This window comes from Ensifer sp. NPDC090286 (assembly GCF_044769565.1).
GTDB lineage: Bacteria > Pseudomonadota > Alphaproteobacteria > Rhizobiales > Rhizobiaceae > Ensifer.
Genome location: NZ_JBIVYF010000008.1, coordinates 1 through 12467 on the forward strand (window position 1 = coordinate 1; position 12467 = coordinate 12467).

The window sequence follows — 12467 nt, forward strand, 5'->3', positions numbered from 1 at the left end:
CCCTGTTCATTGCTGGTGTTCATCGATGATGCGACTGGCAAGCTGATGCAGTTGCGGTTTATGCGCTCGGAAAGCGCGTTCAGCTATTTCGAGGCGCTCGAGCTCTATCTGAAGGCGCATGGTGCTCCCGTAGCCTTCTATTCCGACAAGCATTCGGTGTTCCGGGTGGCGAAGAAGGATGCCAAGGGCGGTCAGGGCATGACCCAGTTTGGGCGGGCGCTTTGCGAGCTAAACATCGAGATTCTTTGCGCAAATTCCAGTCAAGCCAAAGGTCGTGTCGAGCGGATGAACCGGACGCTGCAGGATCGCCTTGTCAAGGAATTAAGGCTGGCGGGTATCGATGACATGGAGGCTGGCAATGCGTTTCTGCCTGGCTTCATGGAGCACTATAACGCCCGGTTTGCCATTGTCCCTGCCCGGTCCGACGACCTGCACCGGCCGGTGAACCTGGCGCCGGATCGGCTGGCCGAGATCCTGTGCAAACGCGAGCAGCGTTATGTCGGATCGCAGCTGACGTTTTCGTTCGAGCGCCAGCGGATCATGCTTGAGGAGACCGAGGTGACGCGTGGGTTGGCTGGTCGCTATGTCGAGACCTATGCCTATGCGGACGGTCGATTGGATGTGCGCTGGAAGGGACATTCCCTGCCCTACACGATATTCGACAAGGACCAGCGGGTGACGCATGCGGCGATCACCGAGAACAAGCGCCTTTCCGATGTCCTGGCTTACATCAGAGACCGTCAGGACCGGCAGACGAAACCAGCCGTGAAGACGAACAGCGACAAGATTGGCTACAAACCGCGGGGCCGCAAGCCGGGTAAGCGGACGGATTTCATGAACGACCCGGTGGTGATCGCGCGGCGCGAGAAGGCACTTTCCCGACTTAATGCTGCGGAGTGACCGGTCACCACAAAGTCTCAAAGCGAAAGCCGAAGGGGTGCCCTTCACCCGCCCCGATCTGATCTTGCAACCGGATCAGCCGGTCAGATCGGGCCTGGTCATAGCGCCGTGTGGCAGCCTGAAGTGACATTTTAACTTTGCGCAGCGGCGGACAGTTCAACCTTGCCGCCACACAAGCTTTAGCTGGGTGGGTTCAAGGATGAAGTGCGACTTGCGATAGATACCAATGGGTTGTCACTCGCAAGGAATGTCTCATGAGACGCACCTACTCCCAAATCGATATGGATGAGCGTCGTAGGATCGCCAAGTGGCGAACGGCCGGCCTGAGCGCCACGGTTATCGCCGAGAAGCTTGGACGGCATCGCTCGACGATTTTCCGTGAACTCAGCCGCAATGCTTTTGAAGACGCGCAGATGCCGGAGCTCAGCGGCTACTACTGCGTCACGGCCAACGAGATGGCGCGCGACCGCAGAGCCAAGCTGCGCAAGCTTGCTCGGTTTGCGCATGTGCGTCGGTCGGTGATCGAGCGGATCATGCATGGCTGGTCACCACAACAGATCGCCGGTCGCATGCGGCTGGAGCGTCATCCGATTTCCGTCAGTTACGAGACGATCTACAAATTCGCCTATTCAGCAGACGGCCTTGCCATCAGACTGTGGCGGCATCTGCCGGAACGTCGCGCGAGACGTCGCCCGCGGCATGCCAGGCGTCGCTACGACCGCCGTTTCAGCCCGGAACTCAACATTCTCCACCGTCCGGACATCGTCGCCGAGCGCAAGCAGTTCGGTCATTGGGAGTGCGATCTCATTCAGTTTCGCAAGAAGTTCGGCAAGGCCAACGTGACGTCGCTGGTCGAGCGGGTCAGCCGCTTTGCCGTCTTCCTGCGCAACAACGACCGGCAGTCGCGACCGATCATGGACGGGCTGATCCAAACGCTGCAATCCCTGCCCCATCTCGCCCGCCGGTCGATTACCTTTGACCGCGGCACAGAATTCACCGAATGGCCGTATCTGCAGGCCGGTATCGGAACACAGACATGGTTCTGCGACCCACAGTCACCTTGGCAGAAAGGCACGGTCGAGAACACCAATCGTCGTGTTCGCAAATGGCTTTCGAGAGACGTCGATCCCCTTTCCATCACCGATGGTGACCTAAAAGACATCTGTGATCGGCTCAACTCGACGCCTCGGAAGTGCCTCGGTTACCGAACGCCGGCGGAAGTCTTCCGCAAGAAACTGCTCGCGCAGATGCGGCGTGCTGGATAGCATCACCTGCGTAAGTCGCAGTTCGCCCTGAACTCACACTGGGCGGATTCCGTTTTCAAATGCAACAACTGCTCCATCAGACAAGCTAATCGACCTGAACAATTGCGTGGAACCGGTGGCGGACCTATGCGATCCGCCACCACCCAATTCACGCACGCGGCACTCGACCTGTTCCGCCCGCAATGCTCACGTAACGGAAATGAGATTGTCGAGGCCGAGCGACGCGGTCCTTTCCGTCAAGGCCCCACCATAGGCGACCTCGACAGCGCCCGTGATCTCCTCGAAGTTGATGATGTCGCCGCTGCTGTAGTCGCCGAAGACCACCCAGTAGTTGGGGTGGGGAGTAAAGACCGCCGTCATGTTGGGGGCAGCCTGGACCAGAAAGGTTGCCGCACCCGCCATGCCAATCCCGACCGACGTGCGATTGGGAACGACATTCGATAATTGCTCGATCGTCAGTGAACCGAGCGCACCGCTGTTGCTCGGGTTGACGAATGTCGTCGCGCCGTTCGCATCCTCGGTGAGCTGGATCAGGTTCTGGCCGTTGGGATCGGCCGGCTCCACTTGCGTAGCCCTGAAAGTGATGCCCGAATCCAGCGCACCTGTCTCGGACCAGACGAAGTTGAGGTCCGGACGCCAGTGAAAGGTCACACTGCTTCCTGGTGCCGTCGGACGGGTAAACCAGGCGAGCGAAAGCACGCCTTCCGGCGTCGTCTCTGGCGCCCTTTGGAAAACGGCGAAGCTGCCCGCAAGCTGTGAGTTGTTTACGCATGTCAGAGAATATGACGTCATAGGATCTGCCCCCGGCTCCTCGTTTTACTCCTCAAGAGTGCAGAATAATTAGCAGGCTCCCCTGTAGTTGTCTTCAGGTCCCAAATCTCCAAAACTGGGGTTATCTCACCCCTCCTCCGGCGCGAGGAACGTGACGGCCGTCCAACTTCCTGCTGGAGTGGTGACGGCCCTCACGAGTGCAAGCCCCCTGGCTTTCACGCTCAGCGCGCGCCGGTTGCCGTGCCGATCGAGTCCGACAGGATTTCCAGCCCTCGGTCGATCTCCTCGTCCGACACCGTCAGTGGCGGCGCGATGCGGAACACGCCCCCCATGCCGGGAAGCTTGACGATGTTCATGCTGAGGCCGCGCCGCATTGCCTCCTCCATGATCCGGGCGCCGAGCTCGAATCCGGGCGCCTTCGTTTGCCGATCGACGACCACCTCGAGCCCGAGGAGAAGCCCGCGGCCACGAACGTCGCCGACACATTCGAACCTCTGCTGAAGCCCGAGAAGACCGCTTTGTAGCCGTTCGCCGCGGGCGACCGCCTGGTTGACGAGCCCTTCGCGTTCGACCACATCGAGCACCGTGACGCCAACCGCAGCGGGCAGAGGATCCGAGACATGGGTAGTGTAGAAGAGGAAGCCTCGTTCATGGGCCTTCCGCTCGATCTCTTCGGTCGTCATGACCGCCGCAAGCGGCAGGCCGGCACCGAGCGTCTTCGACAGGGTGAGAATGTCGGGCGTTACGCCGTCGCGCTGGAAGGCGAACATATGTCCGGTGCGGCCGATGCCCGTCTGCGCCTCGTCGAGGATGAGGAGCATACCCCGTTCCTCGCATTTGCGCTTGAGTGCTGCGAGATAGCCGAGCGGTAGTTCGAGGATACCACCGCTCGACAGGATCGGCTCGGCGATGAAGGCGGCAAGCCCGCCCGTCGACTGCCGGTCGATCAGCGAGAAAGCGTCGTCGAGCTCCGTCTGCCAGTCGTTGCTGCCGTCCTTGTGCGTGAAACGCGGGCGATAGGCGTTCGGGGCCGGTATCACGAACGAACCGGCAGCGGCCGGGCCATAACCCCTCCGGCCGGCGCTGTAGGTCGCCGAGGCCGCAGCACCCGTCATGCCGTGCCAGCTCTGCGCGAAGGCGACGACCTCGTGCCCACCGGTCACCAGCTTTGCCATGCGAATGGCTGCTTCGTTCGATTCAGCCCCCGTCGTCAGAAGCTGAACCCGGTCCAGCCCAGGCGCCAGTGCGGCAAGACGGGACGCTAGATCGACGACCGGCCGAGACAGCATGCCGCTGAAGAGATGAGCAACCGTCCGCATCTGCCGGTCGACGGTGGCGACAATATCAGGGTGCGTGTGGCCGAGAACGCCGCTCATCTGCCCCGAGGTGAAATCCAGGATCGCCCGACCATCCGCATCATAAACGAAACTTCCCTCGGCTCGCTCCACGATGATGGTTTCGAAGTCGGGGCCATAACGCGTCAGGTGCTTGTTGGCAGACGCCCAGAATTGAGGATCGGAATTGAGCGACATCGGGTGGCTCCTCTTTTGACGATTATCAATGGCTAGCGCCGGCCGTAACTTCATGCAAATTGATAGTATTCCGATCAGATATTGGATATTTCGATATCATGCGAAATCTCGACCTTTCCCTGCTGCGCAACTTCACCGTCATTGCCCGTGCGGGTTCGATCAGCGTTGCATCCTTCCAGGTGGGACGGACCCAGTCGACGCTGAGCATGCAGATGCAGCGGCTCGAAGATTTTCTCGAACAGGCCCTTTTCCACCGCACCGGATCGGGCGTGCGCCTGACGGCGGCCGGTGAAAAGCTGCTGGTACATGCCGAGCACCTGCTCGCCGGCCACGATGAGATCCTCGCCGACATGGGTGGCTCGGGACTCAAGGGCTCGGTCACGCTTGGCTGTCCGGAGGATTACTCCATCGCCTTCCTGCCCGCGGTGCTTGAGGGCTTCTTTGAGCGTCATCCGGATGTCGAATTGCGCATGGTCTGTGCGCCGACCACCGAACTGCGACCGCTCCTCCAGCGAAGGCAAATCGACATCGCACTCGTTTCGGTTCCCGACGCGGCAAGTGGCGAGGTCATTCGGAGCGAAAGATTCGTCTGGGTCGGCAAGAGCGCTGAACCTGAGATCCTGAGCCGCACCGCCCTTCCCTTGGCGCTGTCCGCCCCAACGACGCTCGACTTCCGAGCCGCCTGCAGCGCCATGGAGGGGATCAGTCGTCGGTACCGCGTCGCATTCGCCAGCAACAGTCTGGCGGGTCTCATCGCGATCGCGCGTTCAGGACATGCCATCAGCGTGTTGACCGAAACCGCCGTCCCTGCCGATCTTCATGTCATCTCTGCAGGCCTTCTACCAGAACTCCCGACGATCGGCATTGCGCTCGAGCTTGCGGAGCCACGCCCCTCCTCCGTGGTCTCGGCACTCGCCGGCCATATCCGAGCGGTCCTTCCGCACGTTGGGTGAAGCGACTTTGGCACGCGTCAGTGCTCAGCGCCGGTTCGATTGCTTGGGCCATGCGCCGTGGAGAACCAGCCAAACGGCTTGAGCGCCTTGATCGTGTCGCGAACGGTGGGCCCCCGACGATTTCCAGCGCCGCGTCGATGCCCGCCGGGACAAGGGCGCGAACCTGCTCGGCAATCCTGCCGGTGTCGATGACGACGTGATCGGCGCCCATTTCGCGCAGTCGTTCAATGTTTTGGCTGGAACCTGTCGTGCCGATCACGGCTAAGCCCAAGCGCCTTGGCGTAGACAATTGCCGCCAACCCGACCGAGGAAGTTGCTCCGCGGACAAGGAGGGTCTGTCCCTTCTCGATCGCTAGCGTTTTCGTGAGCGCACCCCAAACCGTCAGATAGGCTTCAGGCAAAGTCGCGAGTTCCTCCCACGGCAGGCTGACCCCGTCGAGATCGACCACGTTGCTCCGCAGGACCACAACCTCCTCGGCATAGCTGCCGGCGCGGCTGAACTGCATCCCGCCCATGGCCGTGGCGACACGCTGACCGGTCCGATAGGTTCCGGACGGGTCGTGCATGATCTCGCCGACGGCCTCGATCCCGGGCACTCGCGGAGCGCTTATCGTGCCCATCTTGCCTGCGCGCAGGTAGGCCTCGGCGCGATTAAGGCCGAATGCGTGCACGCGGATCCTCACCTCATCAGCATTCACATTGGCCGGGGGAATGTCTCGCAACTCGAGCACCTCGGGGCCACCGGCGCGTTCGATGACAGCGGTTCTTGGTACGGCCTCACGGCCAGCCTAGACCAGCGCACCTCAGTATGGCCCTGGCGATGCCCTAGCCAGCATTCCTGGAAGGTTTGGCCGCGGACAGGAGGGCGGTTGTATCCCTCACCACCAGCGGTCCGTCGACCTTGATCGTCATCGGCCGCATGTGCTTTCCGTGGATCGCCATGTCGATCAGGAGTTCAGCCGCCTTCTGGCCCATTTCATAGTTCGGCAGCACCAGGGTCGAGAGCGGCGGGTGGGTGTAGCGCGCCAGTTCCTGGTCGTCATAGCCCATGACCGAGAGATCGGAGGGCACTCGCAGACCCTTCTCCTGGGCTGCCTCCATCACGCCGATTGCCATCAGGTCGTTGCCGCAGAAAATGGCGGTCGGTGGGTTGGGCATGGAGAGCAGGTCGAGCCCGGCCTCGTAGCCGCGAAGCGGCAGCCAGTCGCCGTCGCGCACCAGCGCCGCGTCGAAGGCGATGTCGGCGGAGGCAAGCGCCTGCTTGTAGCCTTTGAGACGGTCGGCGGCGGCATCCATCCAGCTTTCGCCGTTGATGAAACCGATGCGCTTGTGGCCGAGCGCCGTCAGATGCGCCGTGGCAGAAAAACCGCCTGCGACCTCGCCCGGCACGATCGCCACGTGCTGGCGCGGCTCGCAGTAGCAATTGAGAAGCACGGTCGGCAGCGGCGCCAGCGCCTCGGGAACCGCAACCTTGCGGGTGAAGATGGTGGCGTAGATGACGCCGGCGATGGAGGGGTCGCGCAAGACCGACCGCAACACTGCGGCTTCGAGTTCCGGATTGGAGCGGGTGACGTGCGCCGAAACCAGCATGCCCTGCTCGAAGGCATAGTCGCGGATGCCGTCGAGGCTGACCACGGGGTGCGGGCTGGTCGAGATCTCATCGACGATGAAGGCGATCGTGTCCTTCTCGACCGCCGGGGCGGCTGCCACTGGGCCTCGGGTCGCCGGCAGTCTATAACCGATTTTATGAGCAGCCTCGCGCACTTTCTGCTGCGTTTCGGGCGAGATGCGCGAGCCGGACATCTCGTTCAGTACCAGGGAGACGCTCGACTGGGACACGCCGGCGATCCTGGCGACATCCGTCATTGTCGGGCGCCCTTCGCCCTTTTTCTCCAGATTCCGCCCGTTTCCCTTGGCCATGCGTGCTCCCTACCCTCCCGCGTGCATTGCACTGCACGCAGGCTTTTGCAAGTGCTCATAATTTTTGGCCTTGACTGCTAATATTATTAGCGCAAGATTTGGAGATGTGAAGCGCAAAAACGCTCACGTCCGGTAGAGGAGCACCGGCCAATCTGGGAGGAGAACCCGATTATGACCATGATTTCCCGTCGCACCTTCATGCTTGCGGCAACGGCCGTCGGCGCGCTCGCCCTTGCGGGTGTCGCGATCGCCGAAGTGCCGAAGCTTGAGCAGAAGGACAAATACAAGGTCGGCTTCGCGCAGACCGAATCCAACAATCCCTGGCGCATCGCCCAGACGAACAGCATGAAGGCCGAAGCTGAAAAGCTCGGCTTCCAACTCGTCTATACGGATGCCGCCGGCTCCGCCGCCAAGCAGGTCGCCGACGTCAATTCGATGATCGCTCAAGGCGTCGACGTGATCTTTCTCGCACCGCGCGAAGAAAAGCCGCTGATCCCCGCAGTCATGGCCGCGAAGAAGGCCGGCATTCCGGTGATCCTGCTCGACCGCTCGGTCGATCCGTCGCTGGCCAAGGCCGGCGAAGACTATCTGACCTTCATCGGCTCGAACTTCGTCGAAGAGGGCAAGCGTGTTGCCGAGTGGCTGGCAAAGAACGCCAACGGCAAGTCGAAGATCATTGAGCTCGAAGGCACGACCGGGTCGTCGCCGGCCAACGACCGCAAGAAGGGTTTTGACGAAGCGATCAAGGCGGCCGGCGGTTTCGAGATCGTCGCTTCGCAGACCGGCGATTTCGCCCGTGACAAGGGCCGCCAGGTGGCAGAAGCACTGCTCCAGGCCCATCCGGATGCCGACGTGATCTACGCCCACAACGACGAGATGGCGATCGGCGCGATCGCCGCACTCGAAGCGGCCGGAAAGGTGCCGGGCAAGGACGTGCTGGTGCTGTCGATTGATGGTGGCAAGGAAGCCGTGCAGGCGGTCGTCGACGGCAAGATCGCAGCAGTCGTCGAGTGCAATCCACGCTTCGGGCCGAAGGCCTTCGAGACGATGATGCGCTACGCCAAGGGCGAGAAAATCGATGCGATGATCATCAACGACGACAAGTTCTACGACGCCTCCAACGCGGCTGCAGAACTCGCCAACGCCTATTGATCCAATCTCCCGAGCCTCCGCGGCCGGGACGGCGCAACCGTCTCGGCCGTCTTTTTGACGGCAGCATGACCTTCGGCCCGTTCAAGTGTAGGCTGATGACGCCCACCCCAGATGGGGCGGCGGATGGCGAAGATAGGGAGGAGACCCATGCTTCTGTCCATGCAGGGCATTTCCAAAGCGTTTGCCGGCGTGCCGGCCCTGAAATCCGCCTCGCTCGAGGTCGAGCCGGCGGAGGTCGTGGCGCTTGTCGGCCAGAACGGCGCCGGCAAATCGACGCTCATCAAGATCCTGACCGGCGTCTACAGGCGGGACGAAGGCAGCATCGCCTTCGACGGTCGGGATGTCGATTTCTCGATGCCGGCCGAGGCGCAGGCCGCCGGGATCGCGACGATCTACCAGGAAATCAATCTCGCCCCGCAGCGCTCGGTGGCGGAGAACATCTATCTCTCCCGCGAGCCGAAACGGTTCGGCATGATCGACCATTCCGCCATGCGGCGCGGTGCCGAAGCGGTGCTCAAAACCTTCAACCTGACGATCGACGTCGACCGTCCTGTTGCGCATTTCGATGCGGCAACGCGGCAGATGGTGGCGATCGCCCGCGCGGTGACGCAGAGCGCCCGCCTCGTCATCATGGACGAGCCGACCTCCTCGCTCGACGAGCGCGAGGTCGCGATCCTGTTCGAAACGATCCGCACGCTGAAACACTCCGGCGTCGCCGTCATCTTCATCGGCCACCGGCTCGACGAACTCTACGAGATCTGCGACCGCGTTACGATCATGCGCGACGGCCAGACGGTTGCCAAAAGCCCGATGGCGGATATGCCGAAAATGGCGCTGGTGCGCCATATGCTCGGCAAGGAACTTGCCGCCTTTCAGGCCATGGCACCGGAGAAGGACGCGCCAGTGCGGCCCGTTCGCCTCGAGGTCGACAAGGCCGGCGCGGGCGTGCGGGTGCGCGACGTCAGCCTCGCCGTGCGGGAGGGCGAAATCTCCGGCCTTGCCGGCCTGCTCGGCTCCGGCCGCACCGAGACGGCGCGTCTGATCTTCGGCGCCGACAGGATGGAACGCGGCACGATCCGCTTGCAGGGACAGGACCGCAGCTACCGCGAACCGGCCGACGCGATCGCCGACGGCATCGGCCTCGTGTCCGAGGACCGGAAGATCGACGGCATCGTGCCCGACATGAGCATCCGCGAGAACATGACGCTCGCCTTGCTGCCGAAGCTGAAGAAAGCCGGCATCGTCGACCGCGCACGCCAGGATGAGATCGTCAGTCGCTACATCCGCGCCCTTGGCGTCAAATGCGCCTCCCCGGATCAGCCGATCAAGGAGCTTTCCGGCGGCAACCAGCAGAAGGTGCTGCTCGCCCGATGGCTGGCCACAGACCCGCGGGTGCTGATCGTCGACGAGCCGACGCGCGGCATCGACATCGGCGCCAAATCGGAAATCCTCAAACTCCTTCGCAGTCTCGCCGACGAGGGCTTGAGCGTTCTGATGATCTCGTCGGAACTCGAAGAACTGCTTGCCGCGGCCGACCGCGTGACGGTCTTGAGCGACGGCACTTCCGTCGCGACGCTGTCGCGCAAGGATTTGAGCGAGACCGCGCTGCTTGCCGCCATGGCCCACCAGGAAGCCCAGCAGGAAGAATGACATGACGACGATCGAGACCCCTGCCCCGCAGCCGTCGGGAACGCTTTCGTCCGGCAACAGGCTTTTGACGCTCGCCAGCCGTTACGGCACCTTCGTCGCCTTCCTGGCTCTGATCCTCTTCAACGTTGCCATCACGCCGAACTTCCTGTCCTTGCAGACGCTGAACGTGAACCTCACCCAGGTTGCGACAATCGTCATCGTCGCGACCGGCATGACGCTCGTTATTGCCACCGGCGGCATCGATCTTTCGGTGGGGTCGCTGATGGCAATCGCCGGCGCACTGGCGCCGATGATCTTCATGGGGCAGTTCTGGCCGGTGGACAACATGGCGCTCGCGGTCACGCTGGCCTTTCTCCTGCCGGTCGCCGTCGCGGCCCTGTTCGGTCTGTTCAACGGGTTCCTCGTCACCCGCTTTTCGATCCAGCCGATCATCGCGACACTGGTGCTTTTCATCGCCGGGCGCGGCATCGCCCAGGTGATGACCAACGGCAATCTGCAGGTTTTCAAGAACGAGGGATTCCAGTTCATCGCACTCGGCCGCATCGCAGGCATTCCGGCCCAGGTAGTGCTGATGATGATCATTGTTGCGGCCGCGTTCGCGATGATCCGCTACACCGTCATCGGTCGGCAGATCATCGCCGTCGGCGGCAACGAAAAGGCGGCCCGCCTGACCGGCATCCCGGTGACAAGGGTCAAGCTCTTCGTCTACATGATAAGCGGCGCGCTTGCCGGGGTCGCCGGTCTCATCGTCGTTGCCCGAAACTCCGCAAGCGACGCCAACCTCGTCGGCCTCGGCATGGAGCTCGATGCGATCGCCGCTGTCGCCGTCGGCGGCACGCTCCTGTCAGGCGGGCGGGCCAACATCGTCGGGACGGTGCTCGGCGCCCTCGTGATCCAGCTGGTGCGTTACACGCTGCTTGCCAATGGCGTTCCGGATGCGGCCGCGCTCATCGTCAAGGCCGGGCTGATCGTCACCGCGGTCTTCATCCAGCAGCGCGCCAGCAAACATTAGAGGCAACCCCGATGCAACCGATCCTCCGCCTCTTCCTGGTCAAGAACTCCGGCGACCTTGCCCGCCTCGGCGTCATCCTGGCGCTGGCCGGCCTCATCCTTTTCGGGGCACTGCGTTACGACAACTTCCTGTCGCCCTACAACATCCTGAGTTTCCTGCGTTACAACTCGATGTTCGCGCTGATCGCGCTCGGCATGGCCTTCGTCATCATGACAGGCGGCATCGACCTGTCCGTCGGCGGCACGGCGGCCATGGCAAGTGTCGTGGCGGCTCTGTTCTCCCCCTATCATTGGGCGGCCGGGCTCTTTGGCGGCATGGCGGCCGGCCTTGCCGTCGGCGCGCTCAACGGCTTCATCATCACGAAGATGCGCATCCAGCCGTTCATCGCCACGCTCGCGACAATGCTCGCAGCCTACGGCACCGGCCTTTTGCTGGCCGACAACCAGTCTGTCTCCGTCTCCTATGACACCGGTTTCACGGTCATTGGGCAGGACGATTTCCTGGGCTTCCCCATTCCCGCCTGGATCGCCCTTGCTGCCTATGTGCTCGGCTGGCTAGTGCTGCAAAAGCTCCCCGTCGGACGGCATATCCTGGCGATCGGTGACGGCGAGGCGACGGCCGGACTGATGGGCCTGAAGGTCGAGCGTGCGCTTGCCGGCGTCTATCTCGCCTCGGGCACGCTTGCCGGGCTGGCCGGCGTCATCCTCGCCTCGCAGTTCGGCGCCGGTCAGCCGACCGAGGGCGTCGGCTGGGAACTTTTCGCCATCGCCTCCGTCGTCGTCGGCGGTACGCTTCTCACCGGGGGCTCCGGCTCGGTCGGCGCGACGCTTGCCGGCGCGCTGCTTCTTGCCATGGTCTTCAACATCCTGAACTTCGAAAACGGCCTCGGCTGGATCTCGCTTTCGGCCTATTGGCAGTCCGTCATCCGCGGCGCCTTCCTGCTCGTCGTCGTCGTGCTTCAGGCAAAGCTGATGGCACGGCATCGCAGCACTTAAACTGAACGTCGCGAACGGGGCGCGAACATCCACAGGACGAAAGGGGGAAACCTACCCCGGATTAACCCCGGTGGGGCAGGAACAATGCGTGACCGCAAAAAGGCGCAGGCGCCGCGCCAATAGGATTGCGCATCGCAGCGACAAGCAGACAGTAAAAAAGGCCGGAGCGCACTGGCCCCGGCCTTCTTTTCTTTTTCGCTCTCAAGGCTTCTGCCAGTACATCCATGGTCAAAAGTCGAAAGCGATACGTCATTGCCAGCATCAAATTGAAATGCGCTCGACAATTACGTTTATGAAATATTTATACTTCTCCGCGA

General features: G+C 62.3%; 11 protein-coding genes and 1 pseudogene. 7 read left to right on the forward strand and 5 right to left on the reverse strand.

Annotated features, from left to right (window positions below; genetic code table 11):
* The coding region (locus ACIQUG_RS30940; protein WP_402326068.1) for an ISNCY family transposase at positions 1-900 on the forward strand (900 nt) is incomplete at its 5' end.
* A 254-nt stretch (positions 901-1154) separates the two neighbouring features.
* Positions 1155-2165 carry an IS30 family transposase gene (locus ACIQUG_RS30945; protein ID WP_402326069.1) on the forward strand — a complete coding sequence of 337 codons (1011 nt, stop codon included), beginning with the start codon at positions 1155-1157 and terminating at the stop codon, positions 2163-2165.
* Between the two features lie 186 nt (positions 2166-2351).
* On the opposite strand, the gene ACIQUG_RS30950 is transcribed toward ACIQUG_RS30945, so the two are convergent.
* Both ACIQUG_RS30950 and ACIQUG_RS30955 read right to left on the reverse strand, forming a co-directional pair.
* Positions 2352-2816, reverse strand: coding sequence for a hypothetical protein (locus ACIQUG_RS30950; protein WP_402326070.1), 465 nt, complete (start codon positions 2814-2816; stop codon positions 2352-2354).
* 341 nt (positions 2817-3157) lie between these two features.
* Positions 3158-4468 (reverse strand): aspartate aminotransferase family protein, encoded by a 1311-nt coding sequence (locus ACIQUG_RS30955; RefSeq protein WP_402326072.1) that lies wholly within the window; start codon positions 4466-4468, stop codon positions 3158-3160.
* Between the two features lie 98 nt (positions 4469-4566).
* Here ACIQUG_RS30955 and ACIQUG_RS30960 point away from each other — a divergent pair, with 98 nt between their 5' ends.
* Complete coding sequence (locus ACIQUG_RS30960) at positions 4567-5421, forward strand: LysR substrate-binding domain-containing protein (protein ID WP_402326073.1); 855 nt, start codon at positions 4567-4569, stop codon at positions 5419-5421.
* A 151-nt stretch (positions 5422-5572) separates the two neighbouring features.
* Here the strand turns inward: ACIQUG_RS30960 and ACIQUG_RS30965 are convergent.
* The 3 genes and pseudogenes from ACIQUG_RS30965 to ACIQUG_RS30975 form a co-directional block, all read right to left on the reverse strand.
* Positions 5573-5632, reverse strand: a pseudogene (locus ACIQUG_RS30965) (hypothetical protein); the annotation flags it as partial.
* A gap of 13 nt (positions 5633-5645) precedes the next feature.
* Positions 5646-6152, reverse strand: a complete 507-nt coding sequence (locus tag ACIQUG_RS30970) for an alcohol dehydrogenase catalytic domain-containing protein (RefSeq protein WP_402326075.1) — start codon at positions 6150-6152, stop codon at positions 5646-5648.
* A 94-nt stretch (positions 6153-6246) separates the two neighbouring features.
* Entirely contained in the window at positions 6247-7341 is a 1095-nt protein-coding gene (locus ACIQUG_RS30975) for a LacI family DNA-binding transcriptional regulator (protein WP_402326076.1), read from the reverse strand.
* 171 nt (positions 7342-7512) lie between these two features.
* Here ACIQUG_RS30975 and ACIQUG_RS30980 point away from each other — a divergent pair, with 171 nt between their 5' ends.
* The 4 genes from ACIQUG_RS30980 to ACIQUG_RS30995 all read left to right on the forward strand — a co-directional run bounded on the left by ACIQUG_RS30980 (position 7513) and on the right by ACIQUG_RS30995 (position 12150).
* Positions 7513-8493, forward strand: a complete 981-nt coding sequence (locus tag ACIQUG_RS30980; protein WP_043611966.1) for an ABC transporter substrate-binding protein — start codon at positions 7513-7515, stop codon at positions 8491-8493.
* Between the two features lie 147 nt (positions 8494-8640).
* Entirely contained in the window at positions 8641-10143 is a 1503-nt protein-coding gene (locus ACIQUG_RS30985; protein WP_402326078.1) for a sugar ABC transporter ATP-binding protein, read from the forward strand.
* A gap of 1 nt (position 10144) precedes the next feature.
* Positions 10145-11155 carry an ABC transporter permease gene (locus ACIQUG_RS30990; protein ID WP_402326080.1) on the forward strand — a complete coding sequence of 337 codons (1011 nt, stop codon included), beginning with the start codon at positions 10145-10147 and terminating at the stop codon, positions 11153-11155.
* 11 nt (positions 11156-11166) lie between these two features.
* Positions 11167-12150 carry an ABC transporter permease gene (locus tag ACIQUG_RS30995; protein WP_402326082.1) on the forward strand — a complete coding sequence of 328 codons (984 nt, stop codon included), beginning with the start codon at positions 11167-11169 and terminating at the stop codon, positions 12148-12150.
* Positions 12151-12467 lie beyond the last annotated feature (317 nt).

What these genes read in the sequence shown, in the direction of transcription:
- ACIQUG_RS30985 (WP_402326078.1), top strand. Translation starts at nt 8,641, where the DNA reads ATGCTTCTGTCCATGCAGGGCATTTCCAAAGCGTTTGCCGGCGTGCCG.
- ACIQUG_RS30955 (WP_402326072.1), bottom strand. Translation starts at nt 4,468, where the DNA reads ATGTCGCTCAATTCCGATCCTCAATTCTGGGCGTCTGCCAACAAGCAC.
- ACIQUG_RS30990 (WP_402326080.1), top strand. Translation starts at nt 10,145, where the DNA reads ATGACGACGATCGAGACCCCTGCCCCGCAGCCGTCGGGAACGCTTTCG.
- ACIQUG_RS30995 (WP_402326082.1), top strand. Translation starts at nt 11,167, where the DNA reads ATGCAACCGATCCTCCGCCTCTTCCTGGTCAAGAACTCCGGCGACCTT.
- ACIQUG_RS30960 (WP_402326073.1), top strand. Translation starts at nt 4,567, where the DNA reads ATGCGAAATCTCGACCTTTCCCTGCTGCGCAACTTCACCGTCATTGCC.
- ACIQUG_RS30945 (WP_402326069.1), top strand. Translation starts at nt 1,155, where the DNA reads ATGAGACGCACCTACTCCCAAATCGATATGGATGAGCGTCGTAGGATC.
- ACIQUG_RS30980 (WP_043611966.1), top strand. Translation starts at nt 7,513, where the DNA reads ATGACCATGATTTCCCGTCGCACCTTCATGCTTGCGGCAACGGCCGTC.
- ACIQUG_RS30975 (WP_402326076.1), bottom strand. Translation starts at nt 7,341, where the DNA reads ATGGCCAAGGGAAACGGGCGGAATCTGGAGAAAAAGGGCGAAGGGCGC.